The sequence below is a fragment of the Billgrantia sp. NRB1 genome, assembly GCF_056921725.1.
Map to the genome: position 1 here is coordinate 1,285,799 of NZ_CM167783.1, position 24,523 is coordinate 1,310,321.

The window sequence follows — 24,523 nt, forward strand, 5'->3', positions numbered from 1 at the left end:
CCGATTTTCCCTGCACCGCACACGACAGGAGATGCCGTGTCCCTTCCCGTTGTCGAACCCGGCCGATACGACGAGCAGCTCGCGGCCAAGCGCGAGCGCATCACCGCGCAGTTCGCGCGCTTTGCCCCCCCGCCGCTCGAGGTGTTCCCTTCGCCTGCAACCCACTATCGTCAGCGCTGTGAGTTCCGCCTCTGGCACGAGGGCGACGATCTCTACTACGCGATGTTCGAGGTGGATGCCGAAGATCCCAAGCGCAAGAGGGTGATCCGCCTGGACCAGTATTCGGTGGCGAGCCGTGCGATCAATGCCCTGATGCCGCGCCTGCGCGAGGCGCTGCTTGAGAGCCCGGTGCTCCGGCGTCGGCTGTTCCAGGTCGAGTTTCTCACCACTCTGTCGGGCGAGGCGCTGGTGACGCTGATCTACCATCGCCCCCTGGACGATGCCTGGGAAACCGAGGCCCGCGAGCTGCAGGCGCGGCTTGGTATCATGATCATCGGCCGCTCCCGCAAGCAGCGCCTGGTGCTCGAGCGGGACCATGTCTGGGAGCGCCTCGAGGTCGAGGGGCGGCCCTTCGTCTATCAGCAGGTGGAGAACAGCTTCACCCAGCCCAATGCCGAGATCTGCCGCGCGATGCTGGCCTGGGCCCGAGAGGCGACGCGCGCTAGCCAGGACGGCGATCTGGTGGAGCTCTACTGCGGCAACGGCAACTTCACCATCGCCCTGGCCGAGAACTTCCGTCGCGTGCTGGCCACCGAGATCTCGCGCACCTCGGTGGCCAGCGCCCGTGAGAACCTGGCCGCTAACGGTATCGACAACGTGCGCGTGGCGAGGATGTCCGCCGAGGAGTTTGCCGCTGCGCTGAACGGCGACAAGGGCGGGCGCCGGGTGGCAGAGATGGCGCTCGACGAGCACGACTTCTCGACCGTGCTGGTCGACCCGCCCCGGGCCGGGCTCGATGAATCCAGCTGCCGTCAGCTGAGCGAGTATCCACGCATCGTCTATATTTCATGCAACCCCGATACCCTGGCGCGCAACCTGGAGACACTCAGTCGGACCCATGAGGTGACGCGCTTCGCCCTGTTCGACCAGTTTCCCTGGACGCATCACTGCGAGTGCGGCGTGCTGTTGGAACGGCGAGCCGGCTGAGCGCCGCGGCGCTTGGGTTGGCGGCGTCATCGGCAAGGCTCGGCGTCATGCCGGCAAAGTCAAGGCGAAAAGCCGCGGCCAATGATGCAGAAGCGACATGCTCCATGAGAAGGCTGGCAAGTCGATAGGGTGGGGATCGGGGCTGCAGTAAGCTGACATCAGGCGGCCGAGGGGCCGCGCTGACTCTTTCCCAGGGCCGCAATCCGCGGTCCCAGGCAGCCGAGGTGTAGGGATGCATTACGAAACGATCGAAGCCGGCAGGCAGGACATTCTCAAGCAGCTACGGGAACGCCTGTTCAGTCGACTGGACGAGAAGCGGGCCGAGGCCGTGGATGCCTTCGCCCGCTATTTCTATGCCACGGTACCGCTGGAGGACCTTGCCGACCGCCGGCTCGATGACCTCTACGGTGCCACGCTTTCGGTCTGGCACTTCATCCAGCACCACGATCCGGCCGAGCCCAAGGTGCGGGTCTTCAACCCCGATTTCGAGGAGCACGGCTGGCAGTCGACCCACACCTTCGTGGCCGTTCTGCACGAGGACATGGCCTTTCTGGTCGACTCGGTGCGCATCGAGCTCAACCGCCGCGGGTTGACCGTGCACGCCATCCACAATGCGGTCCTCGCCGTGGAGCGGGGCGCCGATCATACCCTGACGCGGGTCGTTTCGCCGCGCGAGGCGGATGCGCCCCAGGCCCGCGAGTCGCTGATCGCCATCGAAATCGACCGCCACACGGACATCAGCGTCCTGGAATCGCTGGAGGACGCCCTGCAGGAAGTGCTCGAGGACGTGCGCACGGCGGTGAACGACTATGTGCCCATGTGCGAGCGGGTCAACGAGGCGATTGCCGAGCTCAAGTCGAGCTGCCCCGAACAGGTCGACCCGGCGGATCACGAGGAGGCTATCGCCTTTCTCGAATGGATGGTGCGCGACAACTTCACCTTCCTGGGCTATGACGAGTACGTTATCGAGGCCGACGCCGACGGCGACCGCCTGACCAAGGTCGCCGGCAGCGAGCTGGGGGTCTTTCGTCTGGACCAGCCGCGCTACCAGGAGCGCATTCGTACCGAGCTGGGCGTCGAGGGGAATCGCTTCGTGCTGGTGCCCCAGCTGCTCTCCTTCGCCAAAAGCGCCCACCATGCTCGGGTGCACCGCCCCACCTATCCGGACTACATCTCCATCGATCGCTACGACGAGAAGGGGCGCGTGATCGGGGAGCGGCGCTTCCTGGGGCTGTTCACCTCCACCGTTTACAATGAATCGCCGCGCAACATCCCGCTGCTGCGCCGCAAGCTCAAGGCGGTGATGGAGATCGCCGGCTTCAATCCCAAGGGACACAACGGCAAGCAGTTATTGCAGATCCTCGAGGTCTATCCCCGCGACGATATTTTCCAGATCGACACCGATGAGCTGGCCAAGACCGCGCTGGGTATTCTCGACATTCGCGAGCGGCGCCGGGTCCGGCTGTTCATCCGCACCGACCTCTCCGGCCGCTTCCACTCCTGCCTGGTCTTCGTACCGCGGGATGTGTTCTCTACCGACCTGCGCCTGCGCATCCAGCACCTGCTGTGCGAGGAGCTCAACGCCTCCTTCGGCGATTTCAACACCTACCTCTCCGAGTCGGTGCTGGCGCGTATCCAGTTCATCCTGCGCTTCAACGAGGAGGGCCCGCGCGATTTCGACATCAAGCGCATCGAAGCCAAGGTGGCGCGGCTGGCGCGCAGCTGGCGCGATGAGCTCCAGGAGGCCATGATCGAGGGCTTTGGCGAGGAGCAGGCCAACATCCTGATGGACCGCTTCCGTGATGCCTTTCCGGCCAGCTACCGAGACGACTTCGGCGCCCGGACGGCGGTCTTCGACCTGCAGCACATGGGGGAGCTGGATCGCGGTGAGCCGCTGGCGCTGACCCTCTATCGCCTGGTCGAGGAGGAGGGCAGCGGCGTCAACCTCAAGCTGTTCCACCGTGACCAGCCGATTCCGCTCTCCGATGTGCTGCCGATGATGGAGAATCTCGGGCTGCGGGTGATCGGCGAGCGCCCCTACGAGATCGATACCCCGGATATCCGCTACTGGATCCACGACTTCGACCTGGAGCACCACACCAGCATCGAGGTCAGCCTGCAGGAGATGCGCGAGCCCTTCATCGAGGCCTTCCGGCGCATCTGGGCCGGTGAGGCCGACAACGACGCCTTCAACCGCCTGGTGATCGTGGCCAACCTGGACTGGCGAGAAGTGGCCATGCTGCGCACCTACGCGCGCTACCTGAAGCAGATCCGCTTCGGCATGTCCCAGGACTACATCGCCGCCACCCTGGCCAACCACCCCGAGATCACCCGTGATCTGGTGCTGCTGTTCGCACTGCGCTTCGATCCGAAGCAGCGTCCCGACGAGGAGCAGGTCAACGCCTGCGTGGAGCGCATTCTTCGCGGTCTCGACGGCGTGGCCAGCCTCAACGATGATCAGCTGCTGCGCCGCTACATGGAGCTGATCCAGGCCACCCTGCGAACCAACTACTATCAGCCCTCAGCGGATGGCCGGGTCAAGGATTACATCGCCTACAAGCTCGACCCGAGCCGGGTCACCGGCATGCCCCGCCCGCGCCCGGCCTACGAGATCTTCGTCTGCTCGCCCCGGGTGGAGGGCGTTCACCTGCGCGGCGGCAAGGTGGCCCGCGGAGGGCTGCGCTGGTCGGACCGTCACGAGGACTATCGCACCGAGGTGCTGGGTCTGGTCAAGGCGCAGCAGGTCAAGAACGCGGTGATCGTGCCGGTGGGTGCCAAGGGCGGCTTCGTTTGCAAGCGCATGCCCGAGGGCGCCGACCGCGACACGCTCCAGCGCGAAGGGATCGCCTGCTACAAGACCTTCATCAGCGCGCTGCTGGATGTCACCGACAACCTGGTGGGCGGCGAGGTGGTGCCCCCGGAGAACGTGGTGCGCCACGACGACGACGATGCCTACCTGGTGGTGGCCGCCGACAAGGGCACGGCGACCTTCTCGGATATTGCCAACGAAATCTCCGCCGAGTACGGCCACTGGCTGGGGGATGCCTTCGCTTCGGGTGGGGCCAACGGCTACGATCATAAGAAGATGGGTATTACCGCTCGCGGGGCCTGGGAGTCGGTCAAGCGCCACTTTCGCGGCCTGGGACTCAATACCCAGGAGGACGAGTTCAGCGTGATCGGCGTCGGCGACATGGGCGGCGATGTCTTCGGTAACGGCATGCTGCTCTCCGACAAGATTCGCCTGGTGGGGGCCTTCAATCACCTGCATATCTTCGTCGACCCCAACCCGGACGCCGCGGCCACCTTCGCCGAGCGTCAACGCCTGTTCGACCTGCCTCGCTCGAGCTGGGAGGACTTCGATACCTCCCTGATTTCCGAGGGGGGCGGGGTGTTCAAGCGCAGCGCCAAGTCGATTCCCATCTCCCGGGAGATGCGGGAAGTGTTCGATATCCAGGAGGAGCGGCTGTCGCCCAACGATTTGATTCGCGCCATGCTGCGCTCCCGGGTCGATCTGCTGTGGAACGGCGGCATCGGCACCTACGTCAAGGGCAGCGACGAGTCGGATACCGAGGTCGGCGACAAGGCCAACGATGCCCTGCGCATCAACGGCCGTGAGCTGAACTGCCGGGTGGTCGGTGAGGGGGGCAACCTGGGGCTGACCCAGCACGGGCGCATGGAGGCGGCCGCCAAGGGCGTTCGCGTCAATACCGATTTCATCGACAACGCCGGCGGGGTCAACTGCTCCGACCATGAGGTCAATATCAAGATCCTCATCGACGAGATCGTCAAGCGCGGCGACATGACCGATAAGCAGCGCAACCAGCTGCTGGCGGATATGACCGAAGAGGTTGCCGACCTGGTGATCCGGGACAACTATCGCCAGACCCAGGCGCTGGATCTCTCCGAGATCCTCTCCCGCCACGGCATCGGGCCCTATCGCCGCTTCATCAGCGAGCTCGAGGCGGTGGGGCAGATCGACCGCGAGCTGGAGTTCCTGCCGGCGGACGAGGAGCTGCAGGAGCGGGCCGCCAACGAGCAGGGCATGACCCTGCCGGAGCTGTCGGTGCTGATCTCCTACGCCAAGAGCGTGCTCAAGGGCGAGGTGCTGGCCTCCGACGTTCCCGACGACCCCTACATTCAGCAGTACCTGGAGCGCATCTTCCCGCCGGTGCTGGTCGAGCGCTTCAAGGATGAGATGTATGACCACCGCCTGCGGCGCGAGATCGTTACCACCCAGGTGGCCAACGATCTGGTCGACCACATGGGGATGGTGTTCGTGCGCCGGCTGATCGACTCTACCGGGGCCGGCCGGCCCGAGATCGCCCGGGCCTATATCGTCGCCCGCGACAGCTTCCAGCTGGCCGCTATCTGGGAGCGGATCGAAGCCCTGGATAACCAGGTGCCGTGCCAGGTGCAGTACGCCATGATGCTCGACCTGATGCGCCTGATCCGCCGCGCCACCCGCTGGTTCCTGCGCCAGCGCTTGGGGCTCTCGACGCGGGATGCGATCGAATACTTTGCCCCCCGGGTCGCGCAGCTCCAGGAGAGCATCGGCGAGCTGGTGCGCGGCGAGGAGCGTGACAGCTGGGAGGCCAAGCGCAGCGAGCTGATCGAGGCCGGGGTACCGGAAGAGCTGGCCGCCACCGTGGCCGGTGCTGGCAGCCTCTATGGTGCGCTGGGCATTATCCAGGCGGCGCGGCAGACCGATGAGAAGCCCCAGCGCGTGGCCGAGATCTTCTACGAGATCGGCCACCGTCTCGAACTGCCGTGGATGATCCAGCAGGTCACCGACCTCAAGGTGCGCGACAGCTGGCAGGCCCAGGCGCGTGAAACCTTCCGCGACGACATCGACCGCCAGCAGCTGGCGCTGACGGTCAGCGTGCTCAAGACCGAGGACGGCCGCGAGCCCGAAGAGCGCGTCGAGCACTGGCTTCAGGCCCACCGCTCACTGCACGAGCGCTGGTGCCGCCTGATCGCGGAAGTGCGCAGCGGCAGCCAGGCTAGCTTTCCGCTGTTCGCCGTGGCGGTGCGCGAGCTGGTCGACCTCGCCGAAAGCAACGACGAGGGATGACGGCGTCAGCTCGCATTTCCTTGCTGGTGCATCGGTCCAGGGTGGGAGGCCGGCTCTGCCGGGCGAAGGCGCCGCAAGGCGCCCGGGTGTAGACAGCGCTCCGCGCTGCTTCGCGCGATACATCGCCCTCCCACAAGTGGTGGCAAGGGCTGGTATACTCCTGCCGCCCGTTGCCAGTCACTGCCCGGAGATGCCCATGTACGCCTTGGCCCGTTCGCTGCTGTTTCGCCTCGATGCCGAAACCGCCCATGGGATAGCGCTACGCGCGCTGGATGCATCGCACCGGCTGAACCTTGCGTCCCGCCTGGGGGGCGGTCGCGTCGAGGATCCGGTGGAGCTGATGGGGCTGCGTTTTCCCAATCGGGTGGGGCTGGCCGCGGGCCTGGACAAGAATGCCGACCACCTTGACGCCCTGGGAGCGCTGGGTTTCGGCTTCGTCGAGGTCGGCACCGTGACCCCCAACCCCCAGGAGGGCAATCCCCGGCCGCGGCTGTTTCGCATCCCCCAGCGCGGCGCCATCATCAACCGCATGGGGTTCAATAATGCCGGCGTCGATCACCTGGTCGAGCGGGTTCGCCAGCGCCGCTATGATGGCATCCTCGGCATCAATATCGGCAAGAATCTCACCACGCCGGTAGAGCGGGCCGTGGAGGACTATCTCCACTGCCTGGAGAAGGTGCACGCGCATGCCGACTATGTGACCGTCAATATCTCCTCGCCCAACACCCCGGGACTGCGCGACCTGCAGTTCGGCGAGCAGCTCGATGCCCTGTTGGGCACCCTGAGAGAGGCCGGCAATCGCCTGGATGCCGCCGCCGGCAGGCGGGTGCCGCTGGCGGTCAAGATCGCCCCGGACATGACGCCCGAGGAGATCGGCCTGGTGGCCGAAAGCATAGCGCGCAGCGAGATCGATGCGGTGATCGCCACCAACACCACGGTGTCGCGCGAGGCCGTGGCCGGGCTCCCCCACGCCGACGAGCAGGGTGGGCTGTCAGGGCGGCCGGTGTTCGAGCCGTCCAATGCGGTGATCCGTGAGCTGCGTCGCCATCTGCCCGACCTGCCGATCATTGGCGTGGGTGGCATCGACGGCGGCGAGGCGGCGGTGGCCAAGCGTCAGGCGGGGGCGGATCTGGTGCAGCTCTACTCGGGCTTCATCTACCGTGGGCCGTCGCTGGTCGGCGAGTGTGCCCGGGCGCTCAAGGCGGCAGCGGCAGGCTAGCCGGAAGCCAAAAGTAATGTATTTCGCTCTTTGCGTGAATAAGTTTGGCAAGCGTCAAGGTGGGAGGCCGGCTCTGCCGGCGGTTCGACGCTTCGACGAAGGCGCCGCAGGCGCCCCCTGGGTAGCCCTGCGCACTACTTCGCGAGCTAAAGTCGAGGCGTCGAACCGTCCCTCCCACAGAACCAGCTCACGCCAGTCTGGGATGAACCAAAAGAAAGCCCGTGAGCGAATCACGGGCTTGGGTGATGTCCGCCGCGGCAGCGGCGGCAGTGGACGGTCGATTGGGTCGATAGAGGGTTACATTACCATGGGGTTCTTGTGAATCCCGGAGACGCCGGTCATGCCGGCCCATTGATCTCCGCGACCTTCACGCCAACCGCTCATCCAGTATTCGCGAATATTGACATCCTGACTGGGACAGTCGTCGCGGGAGCGCCCTGAGACACCGGCCTTGTAGCCATGAAGGTAAGCGCGCTGAAAGCGATCACGTTTCTGTCTTTTCATCGGATGACCTCTTGTAAAGGTACCAATTTGGGCCGAACACCATGTTCCAACCCGACGTTCCACCGCTCCAGTGCCGTTGCCAAGTCAACGGCAGAGCGAAGGGGTAGCGAGCCCGGGGGTCGCTGACAGAACGCATGCGTCTATAGAGTAGCTACTCACCTTATTCTTAGCTCATTATGGGCAGCATTGTCGACCTATGTTTCGTCATAAGATCGACGCAAAACTGCAACCTGAGGAATATGCCCGATCAAGCACGGGCCCCATTGCCATGACCGAGTCACCCGATACCCCACTACGCCTGCTGGCCAGCTGTCCAAAAGGGCTCGAGGAGCTGCTGGCCGATGAGCTCCGCGCCCTGGGCGCCGAGCCGGTCAAGACCACCGTGGCCGGCGTGCACTGTCACGCCGATCTGGCGGCCGCCTATCGAGCCTGCCTCTGGTCGCGCCTGGCCAACCGCATCGTGCTATGCCTCGCCCGGGAGGAGGGCGTCGAGACGCCCGAGGCGCTGCGCCAGGCGGTGACCCGGGTGCCGTGGGCATCGCACCTATCCCCAGGCGCCACCCTGGCGGTGGATTTCCACGGTCGCAGCGAGCAGATCCGCCATACCCGCTTCGGCGCCCAGCTGGTCAAGGATGGCGTGGTGGCGGCGCTGCAGGGGGCGGGCCAGCCGCGTCCGAACGTCGACCTCAAGCAGCCGGACCTGCGGCTCTATGCCCACCTGCATCGCGGTCGGCTAACCCTCGGGGTGGATCTTTCCGGTGAGAGCCTGCATCGCCGGGGCTACCGTCGCGACGTGGGGCATGCGCCGCTCAAGGAGAACCTGGCGGCGGCGCTGCTGATCCGCGCCGGCTGGCCTGAGCGGCTGCGCGCCGGGGAGGCCCTGGTAGACCCGCTGTGCGGGGCCGGCACGCTGCTGATCGAGGCCGCCCTGATGGCCGCCGACATGGCGCCCAATCTGTCGCGTGAGCGTTTCGGTTTCCACGGCTGGGCGGGCCACGACGACACCCTGTGGCGTGAACTCAGGCGCGAGGCCGAGGCGCGGGCCAGCATCGGCCGCAAGCGCTGTCGGGTGAAGCTGTTCGGCTTCGACCAGAGTCCCCCGGCGCTGGCGGCGGCCAAGGCCAACGCCATGCGCGCCGGCATTCCCGCCCTGATCGACTTCCACGGTGCCTCGCTCGGTCAGCTGCAGCGGCCGGAGGCGCTGGAGGCCTCGGCTCGCGGGCTGGTGATCACCAACCCCCCTTACGGCGAGCGGCTCGGCGAGCTGCCGGAGCTGGTGGCGCTCTATGCCGAGCTGGGGGAGGGGGTGCGGCGGGCCTTTCCCGGATGGCGCCTGGCAGTGTTCACCGCCAACCCGGACCTGGGCCATCGCCTGGGCATGCGTGCCGACAAGCAGTATTCGCTGAAGAATGGCCCCCTGGAGGCGCGGCTGCTGCTGATGGACGTGCCCGATGGCGCTGCCGGCGCAGGTGGTGCCAGTACCAGATCCGCCGAGGCGTTGGAGGGAGGGGCGACCCCCGCGCGCAGCGAAGGGGCCCAGATGTTCGCCAATCGCCTGCAGAAGAACCGCAAGCGCTTGAAGAAGTGGCTGAAACAGTCCGGTGAGACCTGCTACCGACTGTATGACGCCGACATGCCCGAGTACGCCCTGGCCATCGATGTCTACGATGGCCGGGTGCACGTTCAGGAGTATGCGCCGCCGCGCTCGGTGAATGCCGCCCAGGCCCAGAAACGGCTCTTCGATGCCCTCTCGGTAATTCCCGAGACGCTGGGCGTCGAGGCCTCGGCCATCGTCGTCAAACGGCGTGAACGCCAGCAGGGCAAGGAGCAGTACCAGAAGCAGGGCGCAAGGGGCGAGCGCTTCGAGGTGCGAGAAGGGCGTGCGAGGCTCTGGATCAACCTGCACGACTACCTGGATACCGGCCTGTTCCTCGATCACCGGCCGGTGCGTCGGCGGCTGGCCGAGATGGCGCCCGGCAAGCGCTTTCTCAACCTGTTCTGCTATACCGCGACCGCCACGGTGCAGGCGGCGCTGGGCAGCGAGGCCGAGGGCGGTGCCAGCGAAAGCGTGAGCGTGGATCTCTCCAATACCTACCTGGCCTGGGCACGGGACAACTTCGCCCTCAATCGCCTCGACCCCGCGCGCCATCGGGTGGTGCGCGATGACTGCCTGCGCTGGCTGGAGACCGCCCGGGCCGAGTTCGACCTGATCTTTCTCGACCCGCCCACCTTCTCGAACTCCAAAAAGATGGACGCCACCCTGGACGTGCAGCGCGACCATCCGCAGCTGGTCGAATTGGCCATGGCGCGCCTGGCGCCAGGGGGCACCCTGGTGTTCTCCAACAATCAGCGTCGCTTCAAGCTCGACCCGGCGCTCAGCGCGCGCTACGCCGTGGAGGATATCTCGGCGAAGACATTCGACCCGGATTTCCAGCGCCGACCCGATCTTCACCATGTGTTTCTGATTCGCCACCGGGAGGGCGCATGATGCGACTGAGGCTCTATACCACCCTGGGCTGTCATCTCTGCGAACGGCTCGAGGCGCTGCTGGCGACCCTGTGTCGGGGCGACTACCGGCTGGAGGCGATCGAGATCAGCGAGGACGATGCCCTGGTCGAGCGCTATGGCGTGAGGATTCCGGTGCTGGTGGACCAGGCAGGTGATGAACTGGACCGGGGTTTCGAACCGGCCCGGCTGGCCGCCTGGCTGGAGGCGCGCGGCCGGCTCGATGCGGCGGCCTGGGAGCGGCTGCAGGCGGGGGAGTCGCCGCGGGCCCCGGCAGTGCGGCCGGCCTCTCCCGGGCGAGGCAGTGGGCGGCGCTACCTGGGCTGATCAGGCCTTGTCGAGCAGCGAGAGCTGCTCGACCGCCGCCTGGCCCTCGGCGCTTTCGCTCGCCACCTCCAGCACCTTGCGCAGGCCGCGGGAGGCCTGAATGGTGGTCTCGTCGGCGAGCCACATCAGCGCCTGGTCGTGATCGTCGGCCAGCTGGTGTTTCAGGCCGCCGAACTGGGTGCCGATCTGCCCCCAGGCGCGGCTGAAGATCCAGTCGCCGAACATGTCCTGGTGGATATGCACCAGCACATAGTCATGGTCACTCTCCCAGCGGACGATCACGATGGCTCCCTAGCGGTGTGACGCCGCCGGGTGGCGACGTTCCTGTGCGTTTGGCGGTATTGTAAGGGTTCACGCAGACTGAACAAGTCGCATGAAGGCCGTTTTCGGGAGAGTGCCTGTGAAGGGAGAGAGCCTGTGAAGGGAGAGAGCCTGTGAAGGGAGAGTGCCTGTGAAGGGGGAGTGCCTGTGAGGATTGTTGTCGATGCCAACGTGCCAGCCGCCGAGGCGAGCTTCGGTTCGCTGGGGGAGCTGGTGCGCCTGCCGGGGCGCGAGATCGATGCCGAAGCGGTGCGCGACGCCGACATCCTGGTGGTGCGCTCGGTCACCCGGGTCGACGAGGCGCTGGTGGCGGGGTCGCGGCTGCGCTTCGTGGGCAGCTGCACCATCGGCACCGACCATGTCGACCAGGCGGCGCTGGCACGCCACGGCATCGCCTTCGCCAGCGCGCCCGGCTGCAACGCCGAGGCGGTGGTCGACTATGTGCTGGGCAGCCTGCTGACCCTGGCCGAACGCCAGGGGTGGCGGCTTGGCGAGCGGCGTGTCGGCATCGTCGGGGTCGGCAACGTGGGGGGGCGGCTGCTGACCAGGCTTGCCGCCATGGGCATCGACTGCCTGGCCTGCGACCCGCCCCGCGCCGAGCGCCAGGATGCGCCGCCTGCCGGGGTTGAGGCGTTCCGCGACCTGGACACCCTGATCGATGAGTGCGATGTGCTCTGCCTGCATACCCCGCTGACCCGCGAGGGGCCCCATGCCACCCATCACCTGCTCGACGCCCAGCGTATCGCCGAGCTGGCGCCGGGCACGGTGCTGCTCAACGCCGGCCGCGGTTCTTGCGTGGACGGCCTGGCGCTGCGTCAGCGCCTGGCGGGCCAGGGCGACATCAGTGCGGTGCTGGATGTGTGGGAGCGCGAGCCCGGCATCGATGCCGCGCTGCGCGATCTGGCGACACTGGCCACGCCCCATATCGCCGGCTACAGCCTGGACGGCAAGCTGCGTGGCACCCACCAGATCTATACGGCGCTGGCGCATCGGCTGGGCCTGCCGGCGCGGCTGACCCTGGCGGAGCTGCTGCCGGCACCGCCCGTGGCGCGCCTGGCGCTGGGCGAGGGGCTCTCCGCCGAGGAGGCCCTGAGGCTCTGTGCCCGGGCAGTCTACGATGTGCGCCGCGACCATGACAGCCTGCGGCGAGAGGCCGGGCGCCGCGGGATCGAGAAGGGCTTTGAGGCCTGCCGCGCCGATTACCCGCTGCGCCGGGAGTTTGCCACCCTGGCGATCGAGCTTCAGGGGGAGGCCCGCGAGTTGGCGTTGCTGTTGACGGCCGCCGGTTTCCGGGCAGGAGAGCCCTGACGCCTCGCCTTCGTCTCACATAACGCAGCGGGCCCGCCGAATGGCGGGCCCGCTGCGTTGGCGCCAAATACGCGACCGGGGATCAGCGATAGGCGGCTTCCTTCAGCGCGCGAATGCGATCGTCCAGGGGCGGGTGGCTGGCGAACAGCCGCTCCATCAGCGACTTGGTCTGGCCCTTGGTGATGGCCATGGCGCGCAGGGTATCCGGCATCTGGTCGGGCATCTCGGTCTCGGCCTTGAGGCGGGCCAGGGCGTTGATCATGGCGCCGGAGCCGGCCAGCTGGGCGCCGGCGGCGTCGGCGCGGTACTCGCGGAAGCGCGAGAACCAGGCGACGATGGCCGAGGCGATGATGCCGAACACGATCTCGGCGACGATCACCACCGCGAAGTAGCCCATGAAGCCGAGTCCGGCGCCGTCGCTGCGGCTCTTGAGGAACTGGTCCACCAGGTGGGCGACCACCCGGGCGAAGAACATCACGAAGGTGTTCACCACCCCCTGGATCAGCGCCAGGGTCACCATATCGCCATTGGCCACATGGCCGATCTCGTGGGCCAGCACTGCCCGGACCTCTTCGGGGCGCATGCGGTTGAGCAGCCCGGCGGAGACCGCTACCAGGGCGTCGTTGCGGTTCCAGCCGGTGGCGAAGGCGTTGGACTGCTGGGCCGGGAAGATGCCCACCTCGGGGGTCTTGATGCCGGCCTCTCGGGAGAGCTCTTCCACCGTCTCGACCAGCCACTTCTCGGTGGCATTCGACGGTGTCTCGATGATCACGGTGCCGGTGGTGCGCTTGGCCATCCACTTGGAGATGAACAGCGAGATCATCGAGCCGGCCATGCCGACGATAAAGCAGAAGATCAGCAGGGCGTTGAAGTTGATGCCCTGGCCGCGCAGGTAGCCTTCCACGCCCAGCAGGCGCAGGGTAATGCTGGCGACGATGATGACGCCCAGGTTGGTGCCCAGAAAGAGCAGGATTCGCAGCATGGTACGGGTTCTCCGATTGGTCATCGTAAGGGGGGCGCCACGCGGTCCTGCGCGTGGCATCCAGAAGCTGTTGCTTAGATACGGTCTCGGCGATTGGGTTTCAAGCCGCTGCAAGCTTTGGCGGACCGCGGCGTCAATCCGGGCCGGGACTACTGCCGGTAGCGCGACAGGAACCGTGCGAAGCGGTCCAGGGCGTCGCCCAGCTGGTCGGCCCAGGGCAGGGTGACGATGCGCACATGGTCGGGCTCGGGCCAGTTGAAGGCGGTGCCCTGCACCAGCAGGATCTTCTCCTGGAGGAGCAGGTCGAGCACCATCTGCTGGTCGTCCTGGATATTGAACACCTTGGGGTCCAGTCGCGGGAAGGCGTAGAGCGCGCCCTTGGCCTTGGTGCACGTGACCCCGGGAATGGCGTTGAGCTTGTCGAAGGTGATGTCGCGCTGGGCGAGCAGCCGCCCGCCGGGCAGGATCAGGTCGTTGATCGACTGATAGCCGCCGAGGGCGGTCTGGATGGCGTGCTGGGCCGGCACGTTGGCGCACAGGCGCATCGAGGCCAGCATGTTGATCCCCTGGAGGAAGTCCTGGGCACGCTGCATGGCGACGCTGCCGGAGAGGATCATCCAGCCGGAGCGGAAGCCCGCGCAGCGATAGCTCTTGGAGAGCCCGTTGAGGGTCACCACCAGCTGGTCCTCGTCGGCCAGCGCCCCGGTGGAGACATGCTCGGTGCCGTCGTAGAGGATTTTGTCGTAGATCTCATCGGAGAACACCACCAGGTCGTGCTGGCGGGCGATCTCCAGCAGCTCGCGCACTACCTCTGGCGGATAGACGGCGCCGGTGGGATTGTTGGGATTGATGATCACGATGGCTCGGGTATGGCCGGTGACCTTGGCGCGGATATCGTCCAGGTCCGGCGCCCAGTCGGCCTGCTCGTCGCAGCGGTAGTGCACGGCATGGCCGCCCGAGAGGTTGGCAGCGGCGGTCCACAGCGGGTAATCCGGCGCGGGGATCAGCACCTCGTCACCGTCGTTGAGCAGCGCCTGCAGCGCCATCACGATCAGCTCGGAGACGCCGTTGCCGATGAAGATGTCCTCGATGCCAACGCCGGGAATCTCCTTGCGCTGGCACTCCTGCATGATCGCCTTGCGCGCCGAGTAGAGCCCCTTGGAGTCACAGTAGCCCTGGGCGGTGGGCAGGTTGCGCATCACATCCTGAAGGATCTCCTCCGGCGCCTCGAAGCCAAACGGCGCAGGGTTGCCGATGTTGAGCTTGAGAATGCGCTGACCCTCGTCTTCCAGGCGCTTGGCATGTTCGAGCACCGGGCCGCGGATGTCGTAGCAGACGTTGTCGAGCTTGTGCGATTTCCTGAAAAGGGCGGGCGTGTCCATGGCGTATCCGAATTCCAGTGGTGTCCAGTGGCCGCTCGAGTCGGGGCGGCTCGGGTGATTATGCGGGCTCGCTGCCTGCGCCGCCACGGCAGTCGGAAGCGGAGGCTTCGTCGAGCGCTTCCGGCGCGGGCGGTGGCGGAATGTCGGCCGGTGTTTCCAGCGTCAGCCGGCCCAGCTTGCCGTCGCGCAGCTCGTGGAGCAGTACCTCGGCGCCGCGGTGCAGGTCCACTTCGCCGCCCGGGCGCAAGCCGCCGCGCCTGGCGGCGATCTCGGCCAGTATCGCATGGCCGTCGAAGCCCGCCAGGGCCAGTAGGTCCACCCGCGCCGGGCCGTCGGCCTCCACCCGCTCCGCCTCGGGATTGGGGCTGTAGGGGGGTAGCACCTTGAGCTTGTAGCGGGACTTGAGCGCGTCGGGGTAGCGTTTGGCCAGCTCGGCGGCGGTGACCATGCCCACGTCGATATAGTCGATGGCGGTATCGCGGATGGCGCCGCTGGCGGCCAGGCGGTAGGCGCTGGCCTGATCCTCGATCTTCGGCCATAGCACCCCGGGGGTGTCGATCAGCGCCACTCGTCCGTTGATGCGCACCTTCTGCTGGCGCTTGGTGACCGCCGGCTCGTTGCCCGTCTTGGCCAGGGTGCGGCCGGCTAGGCCGTTGATCAGGGTCGACTTGCCGACGTTGGGAATGCCCATGACCATTACCCGCACATCGCGGTCGGCGCGTACGGCGCCCGCCAGCTCGTGGCACAGCTTGGGAATGCGCTTGAGTTCGCGGGCCTGAGTGGTGGTGATGGCGAGCGCGCGGGTGTCGGGCTGGGCGTCGAAGTGGGCGACCCATTCGCGGGTGCGCTCGGGGTCGGCCAGGTCGGCTCGGGAGAGAATCTTGAGCACCGGGGTGTGACGGCTCAGCTCGGCCAGCATGGGGTTGGCGCTGGAGTAGGGCAGCCGGGCGTCGAGGACCTCGATCGCCACGTCGATCTCTGGCAGCGCCTCCTGGATTTGGCGGCGCGCCTTGTGCATGTGTCCCGGGTACCAGCCGAGCATCGTGCCTCTCCTGCCTAAATGAAACGGCCGCCCATCATACCAGAAGGGCGGCCGTTTCAGGGCAGGGGAAAGACGGCTACTCACCGGGGTGGAAGGTGATGGCCACCGAGTTGATGCAGTAGCGCAGGCCGGTGGTATCGGGCGGGCCGTCCGGGAAGACGTGGCCCAGGTGGGCGTCGCAGTGGGCACAGGTGACCTCGGTGCGCTGCATGCCGTGGGAGTCGTCACTATGCTCTTCCACCGCCGACTTGCCCAGCGGCCGGTCGAAGCTCGGCCAGCCGCAGCCGGCATCGAACTTGTGCTCGTTCTCGAAAAGCGGCGCATGGCAGCACACGCAGTGATAGATGCCGTGCTCGTCGCTGACTCGGTAGTTCCCGCTGTAGGGGCGTTCCGTGCCCTTCTCGCGGGTGACGCGATACTGCTCCGGAGTGAGCTGGGCACGCCATTCGGCGTCGCTCTTCTCTATCTTCTTGCGCATGGCGTCTCTCCTGCTTGGTGCTTTCCGTCATCTCGTGTCCATCAGACACTGGATGCCGCCGTCATTTCCAGCCCCGGGGCGTTCACGGCCGAGTGTTGACAGCTCCCGGGGGCTTGAGTAATATTCGCGCCACCTCGTTGAGGCGAGACGGCTGCGTCCCATTCGTCTAGTGGTCTAGGACACCGCCCTTTCACGGCGGGAACAGGGGTTCGAACCCCCTATGGGACGCCAATCGCTTCATCAGGGTACCGGAGTGCGGGAATAGCTCAGTGGTAGAGCATCGCCTTGCCAAGGCGAGGGTCGGGAGTTCGAATCTCCTTTCCCGCTCCAGCTCCTGCTTCGGCAGGGGAGCACAGGCTCCAATGCGTCCCATTCGTCTAGTGGTCTAGGACACCGCCCTTTCACGGCGGGAACAGGGGTTCGAACCCCCTATGGGACGCCACGCTGCCGGTTGCATCCGCTATAGCGGTTGCGTTAGTGATAGCATAGACTGTCGTGCATGCGGGAATAGCTCAGTGGTAGAGCATCGCCTTGCCAAGGCGAGGGTCGGGAGTTCGAATCTCCTTTCCCGCTCCAAAGCCGACAAGCTTTTGCGTCCCATTCGTCTAGTGGCCTAGGACACCGCCCTTTCACGGCGGGAACAGGGGTTCGAACCCCCTATGGGACGCCACCTCGAAAAGCGGGAATAGCTCAGTGGTAGAGCATCGCCTTGCCAAGGCGAGGGTCGGGAGTTCGAATCTCCTTTCCCGCTCCAGTTTTCCTCTCCATCTCGAACATGCCAAGGCTCGGCCCCCCCCTACTTAATTTGATGACCTTGCCCAGTGGCGGGGATTTCTGCGTTTTTCCAGGCGGCGACTTGAAAATTTCCTTCGCGCCCTAATGTCTTCTCTCCCCTACCGATTTCAATGCAAGGATGTCTCATGGCCGAACCGGCGCTGTCGATCCGTGGCCTGACCAAGGTGTACGGCAACGGTTTTCACGCCCTCAAGGGCATCGACCTTGATGTCGAGCAGGGCGATTTCTTCGCTCTGCTCGGCCCCAACGGCGCCGGCAAGTCCACCACCCTGGGCGTGGTCTGTTCGCTGGTGCAGAAGAGCGCCGGCCAGGTTTCAATCTTCGGCATCGATATCGACCGCGACTTCGCCCGCGCCAAGTACCACCTGGGCGTGGTGCCCCAGGAGTTCAACTTTAACCAGTTCGAGAAGGTCATCGATATCGTGCTCGCCCAGGCGGGCTACTACGGCATGCCGCGTCGCGAGGCGCTGCCGCGGGCCGAGCGGCTGCTCAAGGACCTGGGGCTATGGGACAAGCGCCAGGGCAGCGCGCGGATGCTCTCCGGCGGGATGAAGCGCCGGCTGATGATCGCCCGGGCGCTGATGCATCGGCCCCGGCTGTTGATCCTCGACGAGCCCACCGCCGGCGTCGACATCGAGCTTCGCCGCAGCATGTGGGAGTACATGCGCCGTATCAACCGGCAGGAGGGCACCACCATCATCCTGACCACCCACTACCTGGAAGAGGCCGAGAGCCTGTGCCGCAACGTGGCGATCATCAACCACGGCGAGATCATCCGCAACACCGGGGTGCGCGAGCTGCTCGCCGAGCTCGATACCGAGACCTTCCTTCTCGACCTGTCCCAGGCAGTGGATGAGCCGCCCAGCGTCGACGGCTTCGAGGTGCGCCAGGTCGACAGTGCTCAGCTCTCGGTGGTGGTGCACCGAGGGCAGCGGCTCAACGATGTGTTCGATGCCCTCAGTCGTCAGGGTATCCAGGTGGTCTCGATGCGCAACCGGGCCAACCGGCTCGAGGAGATGTTCGTCTCCATGGTGGAGCAGGGCAACGAGACGCAGGCCGCGGACGCTGCCACGGAGGCCCGAGCATGACGCCGATGCAGATCGTCATCGCCCTCTGGACCCTGGTGCACAAGGAGATCAAGCGCTTCACGCGGATCTGGCCGCAGACCCTGCTGCCCCCATCCATCACCATGACCATGTACTTCATCATCTTCGGCAACCTGATTGGGTCGCGCATCGGCGAGATGGATGGGTTCACCTACATGGACTTCATCGTCCCGGGGCTGATCATGATGGCGGTGATCACCAACAGCTACTCCAATGTGGCCTCGAGCTTCTTCTCCAACAAGTTTCAGCGCAGCGTGGAGGAGATGATGGTCTCACCCATGCCCAACTGGGTGATTCTGACCGGCTTCGTGCTGGGCGGCATGGCCCGCGGCCTGGGGGTGGGCCTGATCGTCACCCTGGTATCGCTGTTCTTCACCCGCATCAGCGTGGCTCACCCGCTGCTGACGCTCGGCGTGGTGGTGCTGACCGCGGCGCTTTTTTCCATTGGCGGTTTCATCAACGCACTGCTGGCCAACAAGTTCGACGATGTGTCCATCGTGCCGACCTTCGTGCTCACGCCGCTGACCTACCTGGGTGGGGTCTTCTACTCGATCTCGCTGCTGCCGACATTCTGGCAGAATGTCTCGCTGCTCAACCCGATTCTTTACATGGTCAATGTCTTCCGCCACGGGTTTCTCGGAGTCTCCGATATCCCGGTGGGCTGGGCGCTGACGGCCATCTTCGCGTTCATCATCGTGCTCTTCGCCATCGCCCTGGGGATGCTCGAGCGCGGCAAAGGTATCAGAAGCTAACTCATGACTCACGATCGCCCCGACACGCTCGCGCATGCCCCTCTCGGCCGCGAATCCCCCTATCCCGACCGCTACGATGCCGGGCTGCTCTATCCCATTGCGCGCGGTGCCAACCGGGCGCCGCTGGGCATCGAGGAGGGTGCCTTGCCCTTCGTCGGCGAGGACGAGTGGCACGCCTTCGAGGTCAGCTGGCTCAATGATCGAGGCAAGCCGGTGGTCGCCGTGGCGCGCTTCCGCCTGCCGGCAGACTCGCCGAACCTGATCGAATCCAAGTCGTGGAAGCTCTACCTCAACGGCTTCAACCAGACCCGCTTCTCCAGTCGCGAAGCGGTCATCGAAACACTGGTGAGCGATCTGTCACGGGCGGCCGGCGCCACGGTGGCCGTCGAGCTGTTTGACGTGGACGATGAGCGGCTGGCCCCGCGCCGTCTGCCTGGCGAGTGCCTGGATGACCTGGATATCGAGGTTAGCGGCTACACGCCGAGTGCCTCCCACCTGGCGGTGGGTGATGAGATCGTGGAGGAGACGCTCTATTCCCATCTGCTCAAGTCCAACTGTCCGGTGACCGGTCAGCCGGACTGGGGCAGCGTGCTGATTCGCTATCGTGGCCCCCGGCTCGACCGCGAGGGGCTGCTGCGCTACCTGATCGGCTATCGCCAGCACCAGGATTTTCACGAGCACTGCGTCGAGCATATCTTCACCGATCTGATGGCGCGCGCCCGGCCCGAGCGCTTGCTGGTACTGGCCCGCTACGTGCGCCGCGGCGGCCTCGATATCAGCCCCTGGCGCGCCACGCCGGGGGAGCGCCCGCCCGAGCCGCTGCGCCTAGCCCGCCAGTAGCCAACCCTGGGGTGAGCGGCGAGGCCGCAGCTGGTAGAGTGGCGAGAATTCTTCTCGTTGAAGTCCTGGCAAGGGAGTAGAGGGTATGGATGCAATGACCCTGCTGCACGAGCGCAGCTCCATGGGTAAGCTGATCGGGCCGCCGCCGAGCCCCGACCAGCTCGAGGCCATCTATCGGGCCGCGCTGCGTGCCCCGGACCACAAGGAGCTGCGCCCCTGGCGCTTCATCGAATTTTCCGGCGAGGGACTAAGCCGACTGGGGGAGCTGTTCGCCGAGGCGGAATTCCGCGAGGACCCGCACGCCAGCGATACCGTGCTGGACGCGGCGCGCAAGAAGCCGCGGCGGGCGCCAATGATCATCGCGGTGATCGCCAAGGTCACTCCCGACGTGCCCAAGGTGCCCAAGGTCGAGCAGGTGATCTCCGCCGGCTGCGCGGCCCATGCCATTCTGCTGGCCGCCCAGGCGCTGGGGCTGGGGGCCATGTGGCGCAGCGGCAAGTACGCCTTCGACCCTGCCGTTCACAAGGGGCTCGGCTTGGAGGAGGACGACGAGATCGTCGCCTTCCTCTACATCGGCCAGCTGGGGGGACGCCACAAGCCCCTACCCGAGCACCGTATCGACGACTTCGTCCAGCGCTGGAACTGAGCGGGAGCTTCCGATGCGTGAGATCGGCGTGCCACACCCGCGGCTTCCCCTGCCGAGGGAAGGCCAGTCCGACGACCCGGCCACGTTTCTTCGCTGGCTGGGCGAGGCCATTCCCCTGGTGGAGCACCTGGGCATTGTGGCCATGCACCGGGACGGCGAACGCCTGACCTGGGAGCTGGCGCTGGTCCCGAGCCTCAACGACAAGGGCACCGGCTTCGGCGGCGCCCTGACCGCCCAGACCACCCTGCTGGGCTGGTGCTGGACCACCCTGTGGCTGCGCCAGCGCGGCTACGCCCGCGATGTCGTCGTGGCCGAGGCCAGCCAGCGCTTTCTCGCGCCGGTGGGCGCAGACTATCGGCTGATCTGCGCCCCGGAAAGCCCGCAGGGCCCCGAAGCGCTTGCCGAACGCCTGCAACGCCGAGGCCGCGGCCGGATCGCGCTGACCCAGCGGCTCTGGTGCGGCGACACCCTTTGCCTGGAAGCCCGCGGCGATTACGCGGTGCTGCCGGCCGGATGACGCAGATGGAAAAAAACGGCTTGCCATCCGGCACTTAAGTCGATACTATGTGCGCCGTTCTGACGCGTTAGGCGCAACGCCCAAGCCGAAGAACCACAATGCGGAGGGGTGTCCGAGTGGTCGAAGGAGCACGCCTGGAAAGTGTGTAAGTCGAAAGGCTTCGAGGGTTCGAATCCCTCCCCCTCCGCCACAAATATCGAAAAAGCCGCTGATTTCAGCGGCTTTTTCTTTGCCTGGGAAATGGTAGTCCCCCAGCCGGTTCCCTACTTGATTTTGCACGGGGATCGCGCCACCGCATCCTCTACTGGGTCCTGTGTCCAACACCATGTCACGGGAACTGGCACGCCACACGGCCCGCCCTGATAAACGATATAACGCCAGCCTCGCCCACCGAGCGCCGGGAAAAGGTAGCGATAGTCGTGGGACCCAGGCCTACTGGATCAGCACCGGGGTATCGATCCCAACCAGTGAGGAGATCTGGCGTACCTGCTCGTTCTCGATAGCCAGGCACCCCTCGGTCCAGTCGATCCGCCGGTTGAGGAAGGGGTCGCGGTCGCCCAGTCCATGAATCCCGATATTGCCGCCCAGCGCGGTATTGGGGTAGGAGAGGCGGTTCTGCTGGTAGTGGCGGCGAATCCGCTCCGCCTCCTCCTGGGTGATCAGCCCCTCCGCCAGCGCCTGGTCGGCCACCCGGGGATTCGGGTAGTTGATGCCGATGAAGGTGATGTACGGGCTGTTGGGGTTGATCCGCTCGACCCGGAACTCGCCCTTCGGCGTCATGGCGCTGCCGCGCATGCGCAGGGTGTCGGCGCCGTTGATTCCGATGGCAAAGTGGGGAATCTCATGGATGACGTGGCGGCCGCGCACCACGGACAGGGTGCGCTGCTTCACGCTGAGGTGGAGCCAGACCACGCCATCCTCGACAGGCAGCAGGCTGATCCCCGTGTCGAGGTCATCCAGAAAGTGAAGCCCAGCTGATCCGGATCGGTAGCTCGACGGCGGTTCGGCCGGTTCGCTCAGCGACGCGCCGGCGGGGCCAGTGGCAAGCAGCAGGGAGAGGGCAAGAAACGTAAGCGGGCGGATCAGCATGGACGGTGGTTTCGTGTGATGAGGGTGGGCTGTGAGCGATAGTGAGGCAATCTACCACGTCCCGGCGCCAGCGGGCAGGGGCTCCCAGCGACCTTCGCGATTTCCAAAGCGTTCAGCACGAGCGGCGAGCGCCAACTCCTGGCCCTGGTCTACGCTGATCAGGGAAGCCATCGGGGTTCTCGGCAGGGGAGTGTGATGCCTGGAACCTTTTGACGGGAGGTTTCCATGGCCATCCGCCTGACCGATCCCCTGCGCGGCGAGTACGAGCGACTGTTCGAGAGTTGCGAGATCCTGCCTCAGCGCCACGCCGAGGTGGAGCGCAGCGTCGATCGGCTGCTCACCCATCGCGAACGCTACGCGTCAGTGACCGAGCGCCGCGGGGTGCCCTGGCACTTCGTGGCGCTGGTGCACAGCATGGAGTCCGGCAGCAGCTTCAGCAGCCACCTGCACAACGGCGACCCGCTCACGGCGCGCACCGTCCAGGTGCCCGCGGGTCGTCCGAAGCGAGGCTCGCCCCCCTTTACCTGGGAGGAGAGCGCCGCTGACGCCATGGCGCTCAAGCGCCTGGATGGCGACACCGACTGGAGCCTGGCCGGTACCCTCTACCAGCTGGAGCGCTACAACGGCTGGGGCTATCGGCTGTACCACCCCCACGTGCTTTCGCCCTACCTGTGGAGCTTTTCGACGCACTACAGCAGCGGCCGCTACGTGGCCGATGGCCGCTGGTCCGACACCGCTGTCTCGCGCCAGTGCGGTGCGGCGGTGGTGCTGCGGCGGCTGGTCGAGCGCGGCGAGGTGGACCTGAGCGACCAGCCGGCCGCCACGCTCTACGCGGAGGTGGCCGGCAAGTCCAAGAAGCGCCGTAGCCCAATGGTGTCGCGCCATCGCATGAGGCGCAGCGGCGATGAGGAGACCGAGAAGGCCCAGCGGCTGCAGCGCTGGCTCACCAGCTTTCCGGGCATCTACCTGAAGCCCGACGGGATCCCCGGGGATCGTACCTCGGACGCCTATCGCCTGGTCACCGGCCACTACCTGCCCGGCGACCCCCGACGTGAGTAAACCCCGTTCACGCTGAGGTCATTTCATGAACCATCGACCCCTGGTACTGCTGCATGGCTGGAACGACGAGGGCAGCTCCTTCGAGAAACTGGCCGGGCATCTGCGCAAGCGGCTGGGTTCCGAGCGCATTCAGCGCATCGCCATCGGCGATTACCTCTCCAAGGACGATGCGCTGCGCTTCGATGACCTGCAGGCGGCCCTGGATCGCGCCTGGACTGCGCATGGGCTGCCGCGAGACGTGGCCAGCGTCGATCTTGTCGTTCACTCCACGGGGGGGCTGGTGATCCGCGATTGGCTGGTGCGCCACTTCGCGCCCGAGCAGGCCCCGGTCAAGCATCTGGTGATGCTTGCACCCGCCAACTTCGGATCGCCGCTGGCCCACCTGGGCCGTTCGATGCTGGGACGAATCACCAACGGGTTCTTCAGTCGTCAGGCGGGGCAGGCGGTCATGGAGACAGGGGCCAACCTGCTGCGCGGCCTGGAGCTGGCCAGCCCCTTCAGCTGGGCGCTGGCCCTCCAGGACCGTTTCGTCGACGGCGAGGGCAGGTATGGCCCAGGGCGGATCCTGTGCAGCGTGCTCTGCGGTAACACCGGCTATGGGGGTATCCGCGCGATCGCCAACGAGGAGGGCGGCGACGGCACCGTGCGGCTTGCTACCGCCAACCTCAACTGCGCCAAGGTGCAGATCGCCTTCCGCGAGAAGGAGCGCGACGGCGGCCGGGTCACCGTGCCGGAGGTGGTCGAGGTCCGCCAGGCCACCGGTCGCTGCGCCTTTCGGATTCTCGATGGCCTCGACCACTCGGCGATCAAGCTCAACGCCGCCGAAAGCCGTCTCAGCCGTGCCCAGCGAGACACCCTGGCGCTGATCGAGCGAGCCCTGACCATCGAGGACGACGCTTTCCACGCCTTCTGCGACGAGTGCGAGGCGGCCAACCAGGCGCTGACGCGCGAGCCGGGGGAGAGGCGCGGCAAGCCGGGCTTTCAGAACACCGTGGTGTGGGTGCGTGACCAGTTCGAGGTGCCGGTCGAGGACTACCTGATCGAGTTCTACGACCCGGGTCGTCCCGACGGCGGTGGGCTGGCGCGTACCATCCACGAGTCGGCGATTCGCAAGGTGCACAACTACCAGGCCGACACCTCGCTGCGCAGCCTCTATATCGACACCGCTCGTCTCTGCGAGGCCGTCGAGCGTGCCGGCACCCGGCTCGGCATGTCGATCACCGCCGAGCCGATGCTGGATGAGGACGAGCGCAATGCACGCTATACCCCGGTGGGGTTTCGCACTCTGGCCGATGAGGACATCGAGGATCTCTGCCTGGAGTCCGACCAGCTGCGGGCGCTGTTCCAGCCCCATCGCACCCTGCTCGTGGATGTTTGCTTGCACCGCGCCCAGGCCGACAACGTCTTTCGCTTGAACGAGGCGCCAGGCTGATC

20 protein-coding genes and 7 tRNA genes are annotated in these 24,523 nt (G+C 66.1%); 20 read left to right on the forward strand and 7 right to left on the reverse strand.

The annotated features are described in order from the left end of the window. Nucleotides 1-36: 36 nt before the first annotated feature. The 3 genes from trmA (at nucleotide 37) to ACZIYR_RS05825 (ending at nucleotide 7,436) form a co-directional block, all read left to right on the forward strand. Complete coding sequence (gene trmA / locus ACZIYR_RS05815; RefSeq protein WP_483528533.1) at nucleotides 37-1,146, forward strand: tRNA (uridine(54)-C5)-methyltransferase TrmA; 1,110 nt, start codon at nucleotides 37-39, stop codon at nucleotides 1,144-1,146. Nucleotides 1,147-1,378: 232 nt separating this feature from the next. Next, nucleotides 1,379-6,217, forward strand: coding sequence for an NAD-glutamate dehydrogenase (locus ACZIYR_RS05820; RefSeq protein ID WP_483528534.1), 4,839 nt, complete (start codon nucleotides 1,379-1,381; stop codon nucleotides 6,215-6,217). A gap of 196 nt (nucleotides 6,218-6,413) precedes the next feature. Beyond that, the gene (locus tag ACZIYR_RS05825) at nucleotides 6,414-7,436 is read left to right on the forward strand and encodes a quinone-dependent dihydroorotate dehydrogenase (protein WP_483528535.1); all 1,023 of its coding nucleotides are present in this window, start codon (nucleotides 6,414-6,416) and stop codon (nucleotides 7,434-7,436) included. 297 nt (nucleotides 7,437-7,733) lie between these two features. Here the strand turns inward: ACZIYR_RS05825 and rmf are convergent, their stop codons facing one another. Next, nucleotides 7,734-7,940: a ribosome modulation factor gene (gene rmf, locus ACZIYR_RS05830; protein ID WP_473032829.1), complete on the reverse strand. Its 207-nt coding sequence runs from the start codon at nucleotides 7,938-7,940 to the stop codon at nucleotides 7,734-7,736. Nucleotides 7,941-8,208: 268 nt separating this feature from the next. On the opposite strand from rmf, the gene rlmKL reads away from it, so the two are divergent. After that, nucleotides 8,209-10,428, forward strand: coding sequence for a bifunctional 23S rRNA (guanine(2069)-N(7))-methyltransferase RlmK/23S rRNA (guanine(2445)-N(2))-methyltransferase RlmL (gene rlmKL / locus ACZIYR_RS05835; RefSeq protein ID WP_483528536.1), 2,220 nt, complete (start codon nucleotides 8,209-8,211; stop codon nucleotides 10,426-10,428). Next, on the forward strand, nucleotides 10,425-10,772 hold the full coding sequence (locus ACZIYR_RS05840) for a glutaredoxin family protein (protein WP_473032830.1): 348 nt from the start codon (nucleotides 10,425-10,427) through the stop codon (nucleotides 10,770-10,772). The genes rlmKL and ACZIYR_RS05840 overlap by 4 nt, the downstream gene beginning before the upstream one ends. Here ACZIYR_RS05840 and ACZIYR_RS05845 read toward each other — a convergent pair whose 3' ends face one another. Next, on the reverse strand, nucleotides 10,773-11,054 hold the full coding sequence (locus tag ACZIYR_RS05845; RefSeq protein ID WP_473032831.1) for a hypothetical protein: 282 nt from the start codon (nucleotides 11,052-11,054) through the stop codon (nucleotides 10,773-10,775). It abuts the gene before it with no gap. Nucleotides 11,055-11,240: 186 nt separating this feature from the next. Here ACZIYR_RS05845 and pdxB point away from each other — a divergent pair, with 186 nt between their 5' ends. Next, nucleotides 11,241-12,401 (forward strand): 4-phosphoerythronate dehydrogenase PdxB, encoded by a 1,161-nt coding sequence (gene pdxB / locus ACZIYR_RS05850; RefSeq protein ID WP_483528537.1) that lies wholly within the window; start codon nucleotides 11,241-11,243, stop codon nucleotides 12,399-12,401. A gap of 82 nt (nucleotides 12,402-12,483) precedes the next feature. Here pdxB and htpX read toward each other — a convergent pair whose 3' ends face one another. The 4 genes from htpX to msrB all read right to left on the reverse strand — a co-directional run bounded on the left by htpX (nucleotide 12,484) and on the right by msrB (nucleotide 16,285). Next, entirely contained in the window at nucleotides 12,484-13,383 is a 900-nt protein-coding gene (htpX, locus tag ACZIYR_RS05855; RefSeq protein ID WP_473032833.1) for a protease HtpX, read from the reverse strand. A 149-nt stretch (nucleotides 13,384-13,532) separates the two neighbouring features. Continuing rightward, complete coding sequence (locus tag ACZIYR_RS05860; RefSeq protein ID WP_473032835.1) at nucleotides 13,533-14,765, reverse strand: pyridoxal phosphate-dependent aminotransferase; 1,233 nt, start codon at nucleotides 14,763-14,765, stop codon at nucleotides 13,533-13,535. A gap of 58 nt (nucleotides 14,766-14,823) precedes the next feature. After that, nucleotides 14,824-15,807: a ribosome biogenesis GTPase YlqF gene (ylqF, locus tag ACZIYR_RS05865; RefSeq protein ID WP_483528538.1), complete on the reverse strand. Its 984-nt coding sequence runs from the start codon at nucleotides 15,805-15,807 to the stop codon at nucleotides 14,824-14,826. A 76-nt stretch (nucleotides 15,808-15,883) separates the two neighbouring features. Further along, the gene (msrB, locus tag ACZIYR_RS05870; RefSeq protein ID WP_473032836.1) at nucleotides 15,884-16,285 is read right to left on the reverse strand and encodes a peptide-methionine (R)-S-oxide reductase MsrB; all 402 of its coding nucleotides are present in this window, start codon (nucleotides 16,283-16,285) and stop codon (nucleotides 15,884-15,886) included. A 155-nt stretch (nucleotides 16,286-16,440) separates the two neighbouring features. Here msrB and ACZIYR_RS05875 point away from each other — a divergent pair. From ACZIYR_RS05875 to ACZIYR_RS05930, 12 genes are all read left to right on the forward strand, one after another. Beyond that, nucleotides 16,441-16,516, forward strand: a tRNA-Glu gene (locus tag ACZIYR_RS05875). 24 nt (nucleotides 16,517-16,540) lie between these two features. Next, nucleotides 16,541-16,615, forward strand: a tRNA-Gly gene (locus ACZIYR_RS05880). A gap of 36 nt (nucleotides 16,616-16,651) precedes the next feature. Beyond that, nucleotides 16,652-16,727, forward strand: a tRNA-Glu gene (locus ACZIYR_RS05885). A gap of 59 nt (nucleotides 16,728-16,786) precedes the next feature. Beyond that, nucleotides 16,787-16,861, forward strand: a tRNA-Gly gene (locus tag ACZIYR_RS05890). Nucleotides 16,862-16,879: 18 nt separating this feature from the next. Beyond that, nucleotides 16,880-16,955: transfer RNA gene (locus ACZIYR_RS05895), tRNA-Glu, on the forward strand. 9 nt (nucleotides 16,956-16,964) lie between these two features. Next, a tRNA-Gly gene (locus ACZIYR_RS05900) sits at nucleotides 16,965-17,039 on the forward strand. A 166-nt stretch (nucleotides 17,040-17,205) separates the two neighbouring features. Next, on the forward strand, nucleotides 17,206-18,168 hold the full coding sequence (locus tag ACZIYR_RS05905; RefSeq protein ID WP_483528539.1) for an ABC transporter ATP-binding protein: 963 nt from the start codon (nucleotides 17,206-17,208) through the stop codon (nucleotides 18,166-18,168). After that, entirely contained in the window at nucleotides 18,165-18,938 is a 774-nt protein-coding gene (locus tag ACZIYR_RS05910) for an ABC transporter permease (RefSeq protein ID WP_473032837.1), read from the forward strand. Before ACZIYR_RS05905 ends, ACZIYR_RS05910 begins: the two co-directional genes overlap by 4 nt. A 3-nt stretch (nucleotides 18,939-18,941) precedes the next feature. Then, nucleotides 18,942-19,778, forward strand: a complete 837-nt coding sequence (gene queF, locus ACZIYR_RS05915; protein WP_483528540.1) for an NADPH-dependent 7-cyano-7-deazaguanine reductase QueF — start codon at nucleotides 18,942-18,944, stop codon at nucleotides 19,776-19,778. Between the two features lie 85 nt (nucleotides 19,779-19,863). Then, nucleotides 19,864-20,424, forward strand: a complete 561-nt coding sequence (locus ACZIYR_RS05920; protein WP_483528541.1) for a nitroreductase family protein — start codon at nucleotides 19,864-19,866, stop codon at nucleotides 20,422-20,424. 13 nt (nucleotides 20,425-20,437) lie between these two features. Beyond that, nucleotides 20,438-20,941: a YiiD C-terminal domain-containing protein gene (locus ACZIYR_RS05925; RefSeq protein ID WP_473032838.1), complete on the forward strand. Its 504-nt coding sequence runs from the start codon at nucleotides 20,438-20,440 to the stop codon at nucleotides 20,939-20,941. A 102-nt stretch (nucleotides 20,942-21,043) separates the two neighbouring features. Further along, nucleotides 21,044-21,131 (forward strand) — tRNA-Ser (locus tag ACZIYR_RS05930). A 242-nt stretch (nucleotides 21,132-21,373) separates the two neighbouring features. Here the strand turns inward: ACZIYR_RS05930 and ACZIYR_RS05935 are convergent. Then, the gene (locus ACZIYR_RS05935) at nucleotides 21,374-22,030 is read right to left on the reverse strand and encodes a L,D-transpeptidase family protein (protein ID WP_473032839.1); all 657 of its coding nucleotides are present in this window, start codon (nucleotides 22,028-22,030) and stop codon (nucleotides 21,374-21,376) included. Nucleotides 22,031-22,255: 225 nt separating this feature from the next. Between ACZIYR_RS05935 and ACZIYR_RS05940 the strand changes: the two genes are divergently transcribed. Further along, the gene (locus ACZIYR_RS05940) at nucleotides 22,256-23,089 is read left to right on the forward strand and encodes a hypothetical protein (RefSeq protein ID WP_473032840.1); all 834 of its coding nucleotides are present in this window, start codon (nucleotides 22,256-22,258) and stop codon (nucleotides 23,087-23,089) included. Nucleotides 23,090-23,114: 25 nt separating this feature from the next. Continuing rightward, the gene (locus ACZIYR_RS05945) at nucleotides 23,115-24,521 is read left to right on the forward strand and encodes an esterase/lipase family protein (protein ID WP_483528542.1); all 1,407 of its coding nucleotides are present in this window, start codon (nucleotides 23,115-23,117) and stop codon (nucleotides 24,519-24,521) included. Nucleotides 24,522-24,523: the final 2 nt, after the last annotated feature.